This window comes from Amycolatopsis sp. NPDC003865 (genome assembly GCF_053605345.1).
In genome coordinates, this window is record NZ_JBSGJA010000022.1 from 48,976 (window position 1) to 65,106 (window position 16,131).

Sequence of the window (16,131 nt, forward strand, 5' to 3'; positions counted from 1 at the left end):
GCGGTGGATCGGGTGAAGCAGGACGCGCGAGGCGACGATCGGCGGGCTCCCCACCGCGCGTCGGCCCGGCGCGCCGAGCCCGAAGACGCCCCGCGGACCGGGCAGTACCGCCCGGCCAAGCAGCCCGCCCAGCGCGTCGGCGAGGACCGCTACCGCCCCGGCGGGCGGCGCACCACCGCCGAGCCGCTGAGCGCGTCGTGGAAGCCGCACGTCGAGACCGCGCGGGAAAAGACGGCGCCCGAGAAGTCGGGCATCGCGAAGCTCACCAAGACCTACGGCTGGCGCGTCTACGCTCTGCCGATCCTCGTCGTGCTGACCGTGCTCGTCGTGGTCAACACCGCGAACAGCCCGGCCGAGCCGATCGCCGAGCAGGGCGTCACCGCGCCCGGCGTCGAGTCGGCGGGCGGCGACGCGGCGGGCGGCGCCATCGACGGCAACGGCGAGCAGGCCATCCCGGAGAACCCGGCCACCCCGGTCGACCTCAAGGTGCCGACCGCCGACCTGCCCGAGGGCACCCCGTTCACCCAGGCCGGCGCCGGGAAGTGGCACGTCGTGCCGGGCAGCGGCCCGAAGGTCGGCACCGGGAAGCTCTACACCTACACGGTCGAGGTCGAGGACGGCATCGACCCGGCGAGCTACGCCGGCGACGACGCCTTCGCGGCCGCCGTCCAGGGCACGCTGTCCGACCCCAAGAAGGGGTGGACCTGGGACGGCAAGATCGCGCTGCAGCGCGTCGACGCCAACTTCCCGAACCCGTCGTTCAGGGTGAGCCTCACCACGCCGGAGACCACCCACCGGGCCGACGCCTGCGGTTTCCAGATCAAGTTCGAGGCGTCCTGCTACCGCAAGAGCCTGGGCCGGGTGCTGATCAACCTGGGCCGCTGGGTGCGCGGCGCGAAGGCGTTCAACGCCGACATGACCGGCTACCGGCAGTACGCCATCAACCACGAGGTCGGCCACGCGCTGGGCAACCAGCACGTCGGCTGCGGCGGCAACGGCCAGCCCGCGCCGGTGATGATGCAGCAGTCCTTCGGCGTGGACGACAACTACGTGTCGATGCTCAACGACATCCCCGGCGGCGACAAGGGGAAGGTGGCCAAGGACGGCCGCACCTGCCTGCCCAACGCCTGGCCGAATCCCACGCCGAAGCCGTAGTCCTTCCCACCATCCGGACACGGGAAGGCATATTTGCCTGCGCGCGTTGTGCATAGTGGGATGGACGCGATACGCGCGCGAGATGGAGGACCCATGTCAGCACTGCCGCCGCTCGTCGAGCCGGCTGCCGAGCTCACCAAGGAAGAGGTGGCCCGGTACAGCCGGCACCTGATCATCCCCGACGTCGGGGTGACCGGGCAGAAGCGGCTGAAGAACGCGAAGGTCCTGGTGATCGGCGCCGGCGGCCTCGGCAGCCCCGCGCTGCTGTACCTGGCCGCGGCCGGGGTCGGCACGCTCGGCATCGTCGACTTCGACGTCGTGGACGAGTCGAACCTGCAGCGCCAGGTCATCCACGGCCAGTCCGACGTCGGCAAGCTCAAGGCCGCGTCCGCGCAGGAGTCGATCGCCGACGTCAACCCGTTCGTCAAGGTGCACCTGCACACCGACCGGCTGGACTCGTCGAACGCGCTCGAGATCTTCGAGCAGTACGACCTGATCGTCGACGGCACCGACAACTTCGCGACGCGCTACCTGGTCAACGACGCCGCGGTGATCCTCGGCAAGCCGTACGTCTGGGGCTCGATCTTCCGGTTCGAAGGCCAGGTCAGCGTCTTCTGGGAGGACGCGCCGAACGGCAAGGGCCTCAACTACCGCGACCTCTACCCGGAGCCGCCGCCCCCGGGCATGGTCCCCTCCTGCGCCGAGGGTGGCGTGCTGGGCGTGCTGTGCGCGTCCATCGGCTCGATCATGGTGACCGAGGCGATCAAGCTCATCACCGGCATCGGCGAACCGCTGCTCGGCCGCCTGATCAGCTACGACGCGCTGGAGATGAAGTACCGCGAGGTCAAGATCCGCAAGGACCCGGAGACCCCCAAGATCACCGAGCTGATCGACTACGAGGCGTTCTGCGGCGTGGTTTCCGACGAGGCCGCGCAGGCCGCGTCGGGCAGCACCATCACCCCGGCCGAGCTCAAGGCCAAGTTCGACAGCGGCGAGAACTTCGCCCTGATCGACGTCCGCGAGCCGCACGAGTACGAGATCGTCAACATCAAGGGCGCGACGCTGATCCCGAAGGACCGGATCCTCTCGGGCGAGGCGCTGGCGGAGCTGCCTCAGGACAAGCCGATCGTCCTGCACTGCAAGTCGGGCGCCCGCTCGGCGGAGGCCCTCGCGGCGCTGCACGCGGCCGGCTTCAAGGACGCGACGCACCTCGGCGGTGGCGTGCTGGCCTGGGCCAAGCAGATCGACCCGAGCCTGCCGACCTACTGACAGTGGTTCCCCGTGAAGGCCGCCTCCGGCTTCGGAGGCGGCCTTCACGGCGTTTCGCCCGAGTCGTACTGAGGCGCTAAAACACTCTGTGACCAGCGCGTCTTCTCGTTCGTGGAACACCCGGCCGGGTAACGTCACCGCTCGTGCGGTCAACCCTCGAACGCCCTCCGGCGCACGTCTGCTCGGCCTTCGGCGGCCTCGTCGACGCCGGTGAACCGCTGCCGGACTCGACGGCGTGGCGCAGCGGCGACCTCGTGTTCAAGCCGGTCACGGACAAGGCCAGGACGCTGTGGACGGCCCGCGCGCTCGACTACGTGACCGAGCCGGGCCTGCGGGTGGCGAAGCCGGTCCGCTCCAGCGACGGCCGCTGGATCGTCGGCGGCTGGACGGCGTCCCGCTTCGTGCCCGGAACGCCCGAGCACCGCGGCGACGCGTCGGTGCTGGCCGCGGTGAAGCTGCACCGCGCCACGATCGGCCTGCCCCGGCCGGAGTTCCTGGCCACGCGCCGCGACGTCGACGCGATCGCCGACCGCGTGGCGTGGGAGGAACTCGAAGTCCCGCTGGAGGAGACGAAGGGCGGCCGCTGGTTCGAGGTCCTGGCCGGCGCCCGCCGCCCGATCCGCCTGCCGCCGCAGGTGGCCCACGGCGAGCTGCTGGCGGGCTTGCTGTTCGACGGCGACGCCGCCCCGGGGCTGGTGGACTTCGTCCCGTACTACCGCCCGGGCGAGTACGGCGCGGCGATCGTGGCGGTGGACGCGCTGGCGTGGGGCGGAGCGTCGCGGGAGCTGCTGGAGCGGTGGGCGCACCTGCCGGAGTGGCCGCAGCTGCTGTTGCGGGCGGTGTTGTTCCGGCTGGCGTCGAACGCGCTGAATCCTCGTTCGACGCAGGCCTCGCTGGACGGGCTGCGCGCGGCGGCCCGCGAGGTCTCCGGCGTTCTGTAACCCCGGTCACGCACCTCACCGCCGAGGGCACGCGACTCCCGCAGCAATGTCAACTGCCTGAAACATTCCGTCGATTTCGAGTAACACGGCCTCCTTAGCGTCAGGGCATCCCCGAACCGCCGAGGAGGTGCCCGTGCCGCAGGTCGACACCCACTGCCCGTACTGCGCGCTGCAGTGCGGCATGACCCTCGACGGCTCCCGCGTCACGCCGCGGGACTTCCCCGTCAACGCCGGCGGCCTGTGCCAGAAGGGCTGGACCTCCGGCAGTCTCCTCACCAGCCCGAAGCGTCTCACCACCCCGATGATCCGCGTCGACGGCGCGCTCGAGCCCGTCAGCTGGGACTTCGCCCTCGACTTCGTCGCCCGCAAACTGCGGGAAACGCAGGAGGCCCACGGCCCGGACGGCGTGGCGATCTTCGGCGGCGGTGGCCTCACCAACGAAAAGGCCTACCTGCTCGGGAAGTTCGCCCGCGTCGCGCTCGGCACCTCGCAGATCGACTACAACGGCCGGTTCTGCATGTCCTCGGCCGCCGCCGCGGGGACCAAGGCCTTCGGTGCCGACCGCGGGATGCCCTTCCCTGTCACCGACCTCAAGAACGCCGACGTCGTGCTGCTCGCCGGGGCGAACCCGGCCGAGACCATGCCGCCGTTCACCCAGCACCTGCGCGGGGCCGACCTGATCGTCGTCGACCCGCGGCGCACCCCCACCGCCGAGCTGGCGAGCCTGCACCTGGCCCCCGCGCCCGGCACGGACCTCGCGCTGGCGCTGGGCATCCTGCACGCGGTCGTCGAAGGCGGCCACCTCGACCGGTCCTATGTGGACGCACGCACGAACGGGTTCGAGGACGCCTGGCGGATCGCCGCGAGCTGGTGGCCGGAACGGGCCGAGCGCGTCACCGGTGTCCCGGCCGCCGACATGCGCCTGGCCGCCGCGAAGCTCGCCAACGCCCGCAACGCCTACGTCCTGACCGCCCGCGGCACCGAGCAGCACGCCACCGGCACCGCGACCGTCGGCGGCTGGATCAACCTGGCCCTCTCGCTGGGCTTGCCCGGCCGGGAAGGCTCCGGCTACGGCTGCCTCACCGGCCAGGGCAACGGCCAGGGTGGCCGCGAGCACGGCCAGAAGGCCGACCAGCTGCCCGGCTACCGCAAGCTCGACGACCCCGCCGCGCGCGAGTACGTCGCCGGCGTCTGGGGTGTCGACCCGGACAGCCTGCCCGGCCCCGGCCGGTCGGCCGCCGAACTGCTCGAAGCGCTGGGCCAGGAAGACGGCCCGAAGGCGCTGATGGTGTTCGGCAGCAACGTCGTCGTCTCGGCGCCGCGGTCCGGGCGCGTCCAAGATCGGCTTGCCGCACTGGACTTCCTGGTCGTCGCCGACTTCGTGCTGTCGGAGACGGCCGCGCTGGCCGACGTCGTCCTGCCGGTCACGCAGTGGGCCGAGGAGGACGGCACGCTCACCAACCTCGAAGGCCGCGTCCTGCTGCGCCGCAAGGCGATCGACGCGCCTCCGGGCGTCCGGTCCGACCTGGACGTCCTCAACGGACTGGCGAAGCGGCTGGGACAGCCGGAAAACCGGTTCCCCGCCCACGCCGAGACGGTGTTCGAGGAGCTGCGGATCGCGTCCAAGGGCGGGATCGCCGACTACTCGGGCGTCAGCTACGACCGGCTGCGCGACGGCGAAGCCCTGCACTGGCCGGTGCCGGCGGACGATCACCCCGGCACCCCGCGGATGTTCCTCGAGGCGTTCGCCCACCCGGACGGCCGCGCGCGGTTCGTCCCGGTCGAGCAGACCGGACCGGCCGAGCTGCCGGACGAGGAGTTCCCGTTGCAGGCCACCACCGGCCGCGTGCTGCAGCACTACCAGTCCGGCGCGCAGACGCGGCTGATCGAGGAACTCAACGACGTCGTGCCGGAAGCCTTCGTCGAGGTGCACCCGGACACGGCCAAGCGGGCCGGGCTCGAAGAAGGCGACCGCGCGGTGGTCCGGTCGCGGCGCGGCAAGACCGTCGCGAAGGTGCGGTTCGCCCAGTCGCTGCGGCCCGACCTGGTCTTCCTGCCGTTCCACTTCCCCGGTGAGCAGCGCGCCAACCTGTTCACCAATACCGCGCTCGACCCGGTCTCCCGGATGCCGGAGTTCAAGGTGTGTGCCGTGTCCCTCGAATTGAATTCAGTGGTGCGAAGCGCCTCCGTTGAGGGTGGTGGCGGGGGCATGGATGGAGTGGATGGTGCCGCATGACCCCCCGTGAAGTCGTCATCGTCGGCTACGGCATGGCCGGTGCCCGGCTGGCCGACGAGATCCGCCGCCGCGACCCGATCGCCGAACGCGTCCGCCTGACCGTGCTCGGCTCCGAAAAGCACGCCGCCTACAACCGCGTTCTCCTCTCGGCCGTCGTCGCCGGCGGAATGAGCGCCGAAAGCGTCCGCCTGCACGACGACGAATGGGCCGCCCGCCACAACATCGACCTGCGGCTCGGCGTGGACGTCACCCGGATCGACCGCGAGAAGCGCTGCGTCGAGCTGGGCGACGGAGCATGCGTGGACTATGACGCCCTCGTGCTGGCGACCGGCGCCAACCCGTGGATCCCACCCGTCGAAGGCCTCGAAGCCGGGCCGGGCGTGGTCGCCTTCCGCAGCCTCGACGACTGCGCCAAGATCCTCGACGCCGCCCGCTTCGGCGCGCCGGTCGCCGTCCTCGGCGGCGGCCTGCTCGGCCTCGAAGCCGCCCGCGGGCTGGCCGGGCGCGGCAACCAGGTGACTGTCGTGCACCCGCTCGGGCACGTCATGGAACGCCAGCTCGACCCGGCCGCCGGGCACGTGCTGGCCCGGCAGCTGACCGACATGGGCGTGACGTTCCGGTTCGGCGCCACCGCCGCCCGCTACCTGCCCGGCGACGGGCTCAAGCTCGACGACGGCAGCCTCGTCCCGGCCGACCTCGTCGTGGTCGCGGCCGGCGTCCGCGCCGAGACGCGCCTGGCCGACGACGCCGGGCTCGACGTCGACCGGGGCGTTCTCGTCGACGACACGCTGCGCACCAGCGACGGCCGGATCCACGCACTCGGCGACTGCGCCCGCCACCCCGGCGCCCCCGCCGGGTTGATCCAGCCCGCCTGGGAGCAGGCTGAAGTCCTCGCCGACGTCCTGACCGGCACCAACGCGGCCGCCCGCTACCGCGGCACCACGGCCGTCACCCGGCTCAAGGCCCGCGGCATCGACCTCGCCGCGCTCGGCGAGACGCAGCTCGACGCCGGTACCCCGGACGCCGAGGTGCTCACCTTCAACGACCCCACCGGCGGCCGGTACGGCAAGCTCGTCGTCCGCGAAAACCGCGTGACCGGGGCGATCCTGCTCGGCCTGCCCGACGCGGCCGCGTCGATCACCCAGTTCCACGACCGCGGCACGCCGCTGCCGGACGACCGGCTGGCGGTCCTGCTGGGCCGCGCGCTGCCCACCGGCAGCGCCCCGGCGGCCAGCCCGGCCGACCTGCCCGCGGCGGCGGTCATCTGCCGCTGCAACAACGTCACCAAGGGCCGGCTGATCGAGGCCTGGAAGGCCGGGGCCACCGACACCCCCGCACTGGCGCGGGCCACGCGAGCGACGACGGGCTGCGGCGGGTGCACCGACACCGTCGGCGGCATCGCCGGCTGGCTCGCGGCGCAATGACCGACTCGACCCGCACTGAGGAGAACGCCGTGGTACACCAAGGAAAGCACTGGATCGAGCACTGGGAGCCGGAGAACGAGGAGTTCTGGGAGGCGACCGGCAAGAAGATCGCGCGCCGGAACCTCTGGTTCTCCGTGTTCGCCGAGCACATCGGCTTCTCCATCTGGACACTGTGGTCGGTCATCGTCCTGTTCATGGGCAAGGACTACGGCTTCTCGGCCGCCGACAAGTTCCTGCTCGTTTCGACGCCGACGCTGATCGGCGGCCTGATGCGGCTGCCCTACACGTTCGCCGTGGCGAAGTTCGGCGGTCGCAACTGGACGGCCGTGTCCGCCGCCCTGCTGCTGATCCCGACGATCCTGGCCGCGGTCGTGCTGCACCCCGGGACGTCGCTCGGCACGTTCCTGCTGGTCGCGGCCCTCGGCGGGGTCGGCGGCGGCAACTTCGCGTCGTCGATGACGAACATCAACACCTTCTACCCGGAGAAGCACAAGGGCTGGGCTCTCGGCCTCAACGCGGGCGGCGGCAACCTCGGCGTCGCCGCGATCCAGCTGGTCGGGCTCCTGGTGATCGGCACGGCGGGCGCGACCGCGCCGCGGATCGTGCTCTACGTCTACATCCCGCTGATCGTCGTCGCCGCGGTGTGCGCGTACTTCTACATGGACAACCTCGCCACCGTGAAGGGTGACACCAAGGCGATGCGCGAGGTCGTCAAGGACCCGCACACCTGGGTGATGTCGTTCCTCTACGTCGGCACGTTCGGTTCGTTCATCGGGTACAGCTTCGCCTTCGGCCTGGTGCTGCAGAACCAGTTCGGCCGCACCCCGCTGCAGGCGGCCGCGGTGACGTTCCTCGGCCCGCTGCTCGGCTCGCTGTCCCGGCCCACGGGCGGCTGGCTGGCCGACCGCATCGGCGGCGGCAAGATCACGTTCTTCACGTTCATCGGGATGGCGCTGGCCACGGTCGTGCTGATCCTCGCGTCGACGTCGAAGTCCCTGGCGCTGTTCACCGTGGCCTTCATCGTGCTGTTCGTGCTCACCGGCATCGGCAACGGCTCGACGTACAAGATGATCCCGGCGATCTTCCGCGCCAAGGCGAAGGTGGCGATCTCGAACGGCGCCGAAGAGGCGGCCGAGCTGCTCAAGGCGCGGCGGCTGTCCGGTGCGCTGATCGGCCTGGCCGGCGCGATCGGCGCCGAGGGCGGGTTGTTCATCAACCTCGCCTTCCGCCAGTCGTTCGCCGACACCAAGAGCGGCGTCCCCGCCTTCATCGGATTCCTCGTCTTCTACGGGCTGTGCTTCGCCGTCACCTGGGCGGTCTACCTGCGCAAGCCCGCCGAACAGCCCACGAGTGAGCGCGGTCTGGCGCTCGCGGGAGCGGAGGTCTGAGATGCCCACCCTGGTCGTCGCCGGACACGGCATGGTCGCCCACCGGCTCGTGGAGGCGGTGCGCGCCGAAGACACCTCCGGCACCTGGCACATCGTCGTCCTGTCCGAGGAGCCGCGCCCGGCGTACGACCGGGTGGCGCTGACGTCCTACGTGGACACCTGGGACCCGGCGGCGCTGGCGCTGCCCGGCTCCGACTACGCGGACGACCCGCACGTCGACCTCCGGCTCGGCGAGCCGGCCGTGTCGGTGGACCGGTCCGCGAAGACGGTCACCACGGCGTCCGGCGCCGTCCTCTCCTACGACGCTTTGGTGCTGGCCACCGGCTCGCGGCCGTTCGTGCCGCCGGTCCCCGGCCACGACCTGCCCGGCTGCTTCGTCTACCGCACCATCGAGGACCTCGACGCGATCCGTGAAGCGGCGACCGAGAAGCCAGGCCGGGGACGGCGCTCGGCCGTCGTCATCGGCGGTGGCCTGCTCGGCCTGGAGGCCGCGAAGGCGTTGCGGGACATGGGACTCTCGCCGCACGTCGTCGAGATGGCACCGCGGCTGATGCCGCTGCAGGTCGACGAGGGCGGCGGGGCGCTGCTGCGGCGGCTCATCACGAACCTCGACGTGACCGTCCACACGGGAACGTCGACCGACGCGATCGAGGCCGACGGCTCGCGGCTGCTGGCCAAGCTGGGCAACGGCACGGAACTCGACGTCGACCTCGTCGTGTTCTCCGCCGGCGTCCGGCCGCGCGACGACCTGGCCCGCCAGTCCGGCCTCGAAGTCGGTCCCCGCGGCGGTGTCCTGACGGACCTCTCCTGCCGCACCAGCGATCCCTCGGTGTACGCCATCGGCGAGTGCGCCGCGGTCGACGGACGCGTCTACGGCATCGTCGCCCCCGGGTACGCGATGGCCGAGATCGTCGCGGCCCAGCTCACCGGCGGATCCGGCGAGTTCCCGGAGCCGGACACGTCCACCAAGCTGAAGCTGATGGGCGTCGACGTGGCGTCCTTCGGGGACGCGCACGCGAAGGCCGAAGGCGCCCTGGAAGTCGCCGTCAACGACGCGGTGGCCGGGACGTACAAGAAGCTCGTCGTCACCGACGACGGCAAGACGCTGCTGGGCGGCGTGCTCGTCGGCGACGCGACCGAGTACAACACCCTGCGCGCGCTGGTCGGGCGGCCGCTGCCGGCCGAGCCGGGCGCGATCCTCGCCCCGGCGGGCGGCGGCGCCGCGGTCGGCGTCGACGCGCTGCCCGACGCGGCGCAGATCTGCTCGTGCAACGCGGTGTCCAAGGGCACGATCACCCGCGCGATCCACGAGGACGGCTGCGACTCGGTCCCGAAGCTCAAGGCGTGCACTCGCGCCGGCACGGCGTGCGGCTCGTGCGTCCCGCTGCTCGGCAAGCTGCTGAGCGCGGCCGGCGTCGAGCAGTCGAAGGCCTTGTGCGAGCACTTCGCGCAGTCGCGCGCGGAGCTGTTCGAGATCGTCCAGGCCACCCGGATCAGCACGTTCAGCGAGCTGATCAGCCGGTACGGCACGGGCAGCGGCTGCGCCGTCTGCAAGCCCGCGGTGGCGTCCATCCTGGCCACCCTCGGCAACGGGCACGTCCTCGGCGGCGAGCAGATGACGCTGCAGGACACCAACGACCGGTACCTGGCCAACCTGCAGCGCAACGGCACGTACTCCGTCGTGCCGCGGATCCCCGGTGGCGAGATCACGCCGGACAAGCTCATCGTGATCGGCGAGGTGGCCCGCGACTTCGGGCTGTACACCAAGATCACCGGCGGGCAGCGGATCGACCTGTTCGGGGCCACCGTGGACCAGCTGCCGCAGATCTGGCGGCGGCTGGTGGACGCGGGCTTCGAGTCCGGGCACGCGTACGGCAAGGCGCTGCGCACGGTCAAGTCGTGCGTCGGCTCGACGTGGTGCCGCTACGGCGTGCAGGACAGCGTCGGGCTGGCGATCGAGCTGGAGCTGCGCTACCGCGGCCTGCGGTCGCCGCACAAGCTCAAGTCGGCGGTCTCCGGGTGCGCCCGCGAGTGCGCGGAGGCGCGGAGCAAGGACTTCGGCATCATCGCCACGGAGAACGGCTGGAACCTCTACGTCGGCGGCAACGGCGGGACGACCCCGCGCCACGCCGAGCTGCTGGTGTCCGATGTGGACACCGAGACGTTGATCCGGACCATCGACCGGTTCCTGATGTTCTACGTGCGCACCGCCGACCGGCTGCAGCGGACGGCGCCGTGGATCGAGGAGCTGGAAGGCGGTCTCGACCACCTGCGCGCGGTGATCGTCGACGATTCGCTCGGCATCTGCGAGGACCTCGACGCGGCGATGGCCAAGCACGTCGACAACTACGCCGACGAGTGGAAGGGCGTCCTGGAGGACCCGGAGAAGCTGGCCCGGTTCACCTCCTTCGTCAACGCGCCGGGCACGCCCGACCCGGCCATCTCGTTCCGTGAAGAGCGGCAGCAGAAAGTGCCCGTGATGCTGGGAGTTCCGGAGGTGCGCCGGTGACGACGTCGATCGAACGGACCTGGACGGCGGTCTGCCCCACCGGCGCGGTGCCCGAGTACGCCGGGGTGGCGGCCCTGCTCGACGGCGGCGTGCAGGTCGCGATCTTCCACCTGCCGGGCGAGCGCTGGTACGCACTGTCCAATTGGGACCCGTGCAGTGGCGCGGCGGTGCTCTCGCGCGGCATCGTCGGCGACGCGGGCGGCGTCCCGGTGGTCGCGTCGCCGGTCTACAAGGAACGGTTCGCGCTCGACAGCGGGCGGTGCCTGGACGCCGAAGACGTCTCGGTCCCCGTGTACGAAGTGCGCGTGCGAGAGGGCGTGGTCGAAGTGGAGAGCCCGTGATCCTGCCGCTGACCGGGTTCGTGGTCGGCATCACCGCGGCGCGCCGGGCGGACGAGCTCGGCGCGCTGCTGGTGCGCAAGGGGGCGAGCGTCCGCTACGGGCCGGCGATCCGGATCGTGCCGCTGACGGACGACACCGAGCTGCACACGGCGACGTCGAGGCTGCTCGATTCACCGGTGGACGCGGTGGTGGCGACGACGGGCATCGGCTTCCGCGGCTGGCTCGAGGCGGCCGAAGGCTGGGGTCTGGGCGACGCCCTGCTCTCGCGGCTTTCGTCGGCGTCGCTGCTGGCGCGCGGGCCGAAGGTGACCGGTGCGATCCGGGCGGCGGGGCTGACCGAGGCGTACTCGCCGGCGTCGGAGAGCAACGCGGAACTGTTGCAGCACCTGCTGTCTTCGGACGTGTCGGGCAAGCGGATCGCGGTGCAGCTGCACGGCGAGCCGTTGCCGTACTTCGTCGACGCCCTGCGCGCGGCGGGGGCGGAGGTCGTCGAGGTGTCGGTGTACCGCTGGGTCGGCCCGGCGGACCCGGGCCCGGTGGACCGGCTGCTGGACGGGGTGCTGGACGGATCGATCCACGCGCTGCCGTTCACGAGCGCGCCCGCGGTGGCGTCGTTGCTGGCGCTGGCCCGCCGGACCGGGCGCCTGCCGGGGCTGGTTTCGGCGTTGTCGGGCCCGGTGGTGGCGGCGTGCGTCGGACCGATCACGGCGGGCCCGCTGGCGGCGCTGGGAGTGCCGACGGTCCAGCCGCACCGGGCCCGGATCGGGGCGCTGGCCCGGACGGTGTCGGAGACACTGCTGGCCCGCTCGCCCCGGTTTTCGGCGGGCGGGCTGTCGATCGAGCTGCGCGGCCAGGCGGCGGTGGTGGACGGCGAGTGGCGCGAGGTGGCCCCGGCGCCGATGGCACTGCTGCGGGCACTGGCGGCTTCCCCGGGCCGGGTGGTTTCGCGGCGCGAGCTGATTTCGGCGTTGCCCGGGGGCGGGGAGGAGCACGCGGTGGAGACGGCGATCGGCCGGCTGCGGACTTCACTAGGGGGCGGGAAGGTCGTGCAGACGGTGGTCAAGCGGGGGTACCGGCTGGCCGTGGACGCCTGAGCCGCGCGCGGTTCGGCCGGACGGGCGACCTGGGCCGTCGACGGTTGCCGGCTCCCCACCGAGGGAATAACCTATAGCCCAAGCTAGAGCCTATAGCTTGGAGTGGACCTTGACCGAGACCGAGACGCGAGGACCGCAACGCCGCCGGCGCGCGGACACCCGGCGCGAGATCCTCGACACGGCGATCGAGGTGATGGCCGAACGCGGGGTGGCGGGGCTCAGCCTGTCCGAGGTCGCGCGCCGGGTCGGGATCCGGCAGCCCTCGCTGTACAAGCACTTCGCGTCGCTGAACGCGGTCTACGACGAGCTGTTCCGGGAGGGAGCGGAACAGCAGCGAGAGGCGGTGGCCCGGGAGTTGCGGGGGAGGGCTCCCGGGCTGCCGGCCCTCGCCGCCGCTGTGGAGGCTCTCGGCCGGATCGCGATGGCGCATCCCGTCCACGCCCAGCTCGTAGCGTGGCGGCCGGTGCCGGAGTTCACGCCGTCGGCCGAGGCGTTCCGGCCGAGCGTCGAACTGGTCGAGCTGGTGCGCGGAGCTTTGCGCCACGCCGTGTCGGCCGGCGAGCTGGGGCCGGAGGCCGATTCCGACGCCGGTGTCGCCTTGTTGTCCATCGTCGTCACCGGAGCTCTCTCGCAGCAACTCGCGAACGAGCCCGGTGCGGGTTACGAAGGCGGGCGGTTCACTTCGCTGCTACCGCAGGCCTTCGCCATGTTCGTCCGGCACTTCACCCCCGCGAGGGAGCAGCCATGCCCGGGATCCGGACCACCCACGCCTTGACGATCGCGCGCCCTGACCGGGAGGAGGTTGCCCGCGTCGGCTTCGCCGAGCTCACCGCTTTGGACGCCTTGCTCGGGTCGCTCGGCGAGGAGGAGTGGCGGCGGCCGACGGCCGCCGGCTGGACCGTGCACGAGACGGTCGCCCACCTCGTCGGCCAGCACGCGGAGACGGCTCGGCCGTGGACGATCGGCGGCCGGGTCCGTGCCGCGCGGAAGCGGTTTCCTTCGATGTCCGCGCTGGACGCGCACAACGCGCTGCAGGTGGCGACTTTCGGTTCGCTGTCCGGAGACGAGCTTCGCGTGCGGCTCGCGCGGGTCGGACCACGCGCGGTCCGCATGCGGCGGCGCGCCCCGTCGTTCGTCCGGCGGCAGCGCACCGATCGGACCTTCCCCGGCGAATCGCTGGTCGAGCCGGAGCTGGCGTACGTGCTGGATGTGCTGTCCAACCGCGACACGTGGATGCACCGGCTGGAGATCGCCCGCGCCACGAGCCGGGAGTTCGTGATCGGGGCCGACGACGCGCAGGTCGTCGCCCAGGTGGTTCGTGGCAGCTGGGCGACGGTGAGCCGGTGGCCTGGGCCCGGGCCGGGGCGCTGGACCAGCTGTGGCGCCTCTCGGGGCGACCAGGCAGCCCGGATCCGGACGTGACGGGCGACCCGGCGGCGGCCGAGGCGTTGAAAGCCGCACGCGTGGTGTTCTGACCGCGCCCGGTGTCAGCGGCCGTGTCAGTGCCGTGGCCCCGTCGTGTCAGCCGGGCTCGCGAAAGTGGCTTCAACACCGGAACGAGCCACCAGGAGAACACGATGCAGAACTTCACCACCACCGCCCCGATCACCGCCGTTCTCGACATCCCCGCGGGCCGCGTCCGGCTCGTCGCCGCCGATTCGGCCGAAGCCGCCGTCGAGGTCCTGCCCGCCGATCCCGCCAAGAGCCGGGACGTAAAGGCCGCCGGTCAGGTCGAGGTCGAATTCGACGGCGGTGTGCTGCGGATCGAGGGCGCGGTCAAGAACCAGTACTTCGGCCCGTCCGGCTCGCTGGACGTGACCGTCCGGCTGCCCGCCGGCTCGGACGTCCGCGCCAAGGCCGCCAGCGTCGAGCTGCGGGGCGTCGGCCGGCTCGGGGACGTCACCGTCGAAGGCGCGCACGGCGAGGCCGTCTTCGACGAGGCCGCGAGCCTGCGCCTCACCGCCCACGCCGGCGACGTGTCGGTCGGGCGCCTCACCGGCCCGGCGGAGATCAGCACCGGCAAGGGCGACATCCGGATCGCCGAGGCCACGAGCGGCACCCTCGTGCTGAGCACCCAGGCCGGGGACATCACCGTCGGCGCGGCCACCGGGGTCTCCGCGTCCCTCGACGCCGGCACCACCTACGGCCGGATCCGCAACTCCCTGAAGAACACCGAGGGCGCGGCGGACCTGACCATCCGCGCGACCACCGCGTACGGCGACATCGACGCCGGCAGCCGGTGAGCGGCGCCCTCAGCCGACCCAGGTGACGGCGTGCTTCTCGAACCCCCGTACCGCCGCGACCCGCGCCGCCTCGGCCTCCGCCTCCTCGCGGACGGCCGGGCGGAGCGGGTCGAACGCCGTCACCGTGAACGTCAGCTTCGCGCCGCTGCCCTTCGTCCGCCACGTGCCCGCGATGTCGCCGTCCGCGACGAGCACCCCCGGGTTGCCCAGCATCTTCCAGACCTCCTTGCGGCGAGCCGGGTCCGGGACCAGCAACGCCTTGTCGCGGGCTTGGATGAACGGGTCCAGCGGCGGCAGCAGCCGCACCACCTCCGGCTCCGGCGGGTTCTCCAGCGCGTTCAGGCGATCCGAAGGCAGGTAGCGGGTCTTGCCTTCGACCTGCACCGACGACAGGTCCGCCGGCCAGGTCTTGTCGACCACCGCGCGAGCCGTCCCCACGTACTCCGCTGCCTCCCCCGGGGAGGCCGGGCCGTTCAGCCGCAGGTAGTCCAGCACGACCTTCTCCGCGGCCGCCGGGTCCGGCGTGCGGCGCGTCCGGCCCCGGCCCTCCAGCGGGGCCAGCGTCGCCGGGGACGCGCCGGCCACCAGCCGGACCCCGGCGTGGGGGGTCGCGATGCGCATCAGCTGCTCGTGGATGTGCGTCGCGTTGCAGCCGCGGCACCAGCGGGCGAACTCCGCGGGCAGCTTCTTCGTCACCGCCGTCGACACCGCCCCCTTGGTCATCGGCTCCTTGACCACCGCGCGGATGGCCGCCGCGGCCGTGAAGACCACTTCGGACGCGTCCAGGCCGGTCGCCGCCAGTTCCTTGCGCTGCCAGAGCATCCGTGCCAGCGCGTCCGCGTCGTCCAGCGGGACCAGCGCCCGGATCACCTCCGGCAGGTCCGTGCGGAGGTGGTAGTGCGGCGCCCCGCGCAGCGTCCACGCGAGCACCAGCCGCTCGTCGTCCACAAGGGACACGTCGCCGTCGAGCCGGGCGGCGAGGGCGAGCAGCGCGGTGTCGCGCATGCTGTCCTGCAGCCCGGCCCGGACGACCGCGAGGTCGGCGACGTCCTTCGCGGTGCGGTGCAGGCCGTGCTCGGCGATGCGGTAGGCGAGTACCTGACGACGGTCCACTTGCGACTCCTAGAGCGCGTACTCGAACGTGTAGCCCACCTTGTCCACGCCGGCCGCGCCGCCGGCGGTCCCGCTGCCGGTCAGGCCGGCCAGCTCGCCGGTGGCCGAACCGGGGACGACCTTGAACGTCGAGGCGAAGCCCTTGTCGTCGAACGTGTACTCGTGGCGCACGATGAACGTCCCTTCGCGACCGTCGACCTTGCCTTCGAAGCGCTCGAAGCTCGGCGACGTCGTCTGCCCGCTGTCATAGCCTTCGCCCGCGTAGTACAGCAGAAGGTCGCAGATCGACTCACCCTCGATGACGCCTTCGTAGGTGAACGTGACGTGCGCGTAGGCCACCCGCGGGCCGCCCTCGGCGCCGCTGACGACCTTCTCTTCCCAGTTCTTCGTCATGAATTCGTTCATGGGGACCACCCTG

General features: G+C 72.0%; 14 protein-coding genes. 12 read left to right on the forward strand and 2 right to left on the reverse strand.

Translation table 11 applies throughout. The annotated features are described in order from the left end of the window. The first annotated feature begins 3 nt into the window (after positions 1 to 3). The 12 genes from ACWEVP_RS39045 to ACWEVP_RS39100 all read left to right on the forward strand — a co-directional run bounded on the left by ACWEVP_RS39045 (position 4) and on the right by ACWEVP_RS39100 (position 14,600). Positions 4 to 1,155, forward strand: a complete 1,152-nt coding sequence (locus tag ACWEVP_RS39045; protein WP_452067601.1) for a DUF3152 domain-containing protein — start codon at positions 4 to 6, stop codon at positions 1,153 to 1,155. 93 nt (positions 1,156 to 1,248) lie between these two features. After that, entirely contained in the window at positions 1,249 to 2,424 is a 1,176-nt protein-coding gene (gene moeZ, locus ACWEVP_RS39050) for an adenylyltransferase/sulfurtransferase MoeZ (RefSeq protein ID WP_364463537.1), read from the forward strand. A gap of 143 nt (positions 2,425 to 2,567) precedes the next feature. Beyond that, complete coding sequence (locus ACWEVP_RS39055; protein WP_452067602.1) at positions 2,568 to 3,365, forward strand: TIGR02569 family protein; 798 nt, start codon at positions 2,568 to 2,570, stop codon at positions 3,363 to 3,365. Between the two features lie 133 nt (positions 3,366 to 3,498). After that, positions 3,499 to 5,601, forward strand: coding sequence for a molybdopterin oxidoreductase family protein (locus ACWEVP_RS39060; protein ID WP_452067603.1), 2,103 nt, complete (start codon positions 3,499 to 3,501; stop codon positions 5,599 to 5,601). Further along, complete coding sequence (locus ACWEVP_RS39065; RefSeq protein WP_452067604.1) at positions 5,598 to 7,025, forward strand: FAD-dependent oxidoreductase; 1,428 nt, start codon at positions 5,598 to 5,600, stop codon at positions 7,023 to 7,025. The genes ACWEVP_RS39060 and ACWEVP_RS39065 overlap by 4 nt, the downstream gene beginning before the upstream one ends. Further along, positions 7,022 to 8,413, forward strand: coding sequence for a nitrate/nitrite transporter (locus tag ACWEVP_RS39070; RefSeq protein WP_452067605.1), 1,392 nt, complete (start codon positions 7,022 to 7,024; stop codon positions 8,411 to 8,413). Before ACWEVP_RS39065 ends, ACWEVP_RS39070 begins: the two co-directional genes overlap by 4 nt. Before the next feature lies 1 nt (position 8,414). Then, the gene (gene nirB / locus ACWEVP_RS39075) at positions 8,415 to 10,922 is read left to right on the forward strand and encodes a nitrite reductase large subunit NirB (RefSeq protein ID WP_452067606.1); all 2,508 of its coding nucleotides are present in this window, start codon (positions 8,415 to 8,417) and stop codon (positions 10,920 to 10,922) included. After that, entirely contained in the window at positions 10,919 to 11,263 is a 345-nt protein-coding gene (gene nirD, locus ACWEVP_RS39080) for a nitrite reductase small subunit NirD (RefSeq protein ID WP_452067607.1), read from the forward strand. Before nirB ends, nirD begins: the two co-directional genes overlap by 4 nt. After that, on the forward strand, positions 11,260 to 12,357 hold the full coding sequence (locus ACWEVP_RS39085; protein ID WP_452067608.1) for a uroporphyrinogen-III synthase: 1,098 nt from the start codon (positions 11,260 to 11,262) through the stop codon (positions 12,355 to 12,357). Before nirD ends, ACWEVP_RS39085 begins: the two co-directional genes overlap by 4 nt. Positions 12,358 to 12,466: 109 nt before the next feature. Beyond that, positions 12,467 to 13,132 (forward strand): TetR/AcrR family transcriptional regulator, encoded by a 666-nt coding sequence (locus ACWEVP_RS39090; protein WP_452067609.1) that lies wholly within the window; start codon positions 12,467 to 12,469, stop codon positions 13,130 to 13,132. Then, positions 13,102 to 13,779, forward strand: a complete 678-nt coding sequence (locus ACWEVP_RS39095) for a maleylpyruvate isomerase N-terminal domain-containing protein (protein ID WP_452067610.1) — start codon at positions 13,102 to 13,104, stop codon at positions 13,777 to 13,779. Before ACWEVP_RS39090 ends, ACWEVP_RS39095 begins: the two co-directional genes overlap by 31 nt. A gap of 155 nt (positions 13,780 to 13,934) precedes the next feature. Continuing rightward, a complete protein-coding gene (locus ACWEVP_RS39100) occupies positions 13,935 to 14,600 on the forward strand; it encodes a DUF4097 family beta strand repeat-containing protein (RefSeq protein WP_452067611.1) in 666 nt (221 codons plus the stop codon). A gap of 9 nt (positions 14,601 to 14,609) precedes the next feature. Here ACWEVP_RS39100 and ACWEVP_RS39105 read toward each other — a convergent pair whose 3' ends face one another. After that, the gene (locus ACWEVP_RS39105) at positions 14,610 to 15,713 is read right to left on the reverse strand and encodes a DNA glycosylase AlkZ-like family protein (RefSeq protein ID WP_452067612.1); all 1,104 of its coding nucleotides are present in this window, start codon (positions 15,711 to 15,713) and stop codon (positions 14,610 to 14,612) included. Positions 15,714 to 15,722: 9 nt separating this feature from the next. Beyond that, a complete protein-coding gene (locus ACWEVP_RS39110; protein ID WP_452067613.1) occupies positions 15,723 to 16,118 on the reverse strand; it encodes a DUF3224 domain-containing protein in 396 nt (131 codons plus the stop codon). Positions 16,119 to 16,131: the final 13 nt, after the last annotated feature.

Bases quoted from the DNA above. Each gene is read 5' to 3' on its own strand.
- moeZ (WP_364463537.1), top strand. From the start codon at position 1,249: ATGTCAGCACTGCCGCCGCTCGTCGAGCCGGCTGCCGAGCTCACCAAG.
- ACWEVP_RS39065 (WP_452067604.1), top strand. From the start codon at position 5,598: ATGACCCCCCGTGAAGTCGTCATCGTCGGCTACGGCATGGCCGGTGCC.
- ACWEVP_RS39070 (WP_452067605.1), top strand. From the start codon at position 7,022: ATGACCGACTCGACCCGCACTGAGGAGAACGCCGTGGTACACCAAGGA.
- nirB (WP_452067606.1), top strand. From the start codon at position 8,415: ATGCCCACCCTGGTCGTCGCCGGACACGGCATGGTCGCCCACCGGCTC.
- ACWEVP_RS39095 (WP_452067610.1), top strand. From the start codon at position 13,102: ATGCCCGGGATCCGGACCACCCACGCCTTGACGATCGCGCGCCCTGAC.
- ACWEVP_RS39100 (WP_452067611.1), top strand. From the start codon at position 13,935: ATGCAGAACTTCACCACCACCGCCCCGATCACCGCCGTTCTCGACATC.
- ACWEVP_RS39110 (WP_452067613.1), bottom strand. From the start codon at position 16,118: ATGAACGAATTCATGACGAAGAACTGGGAAGAGAAGGTCGTCAGCGGC.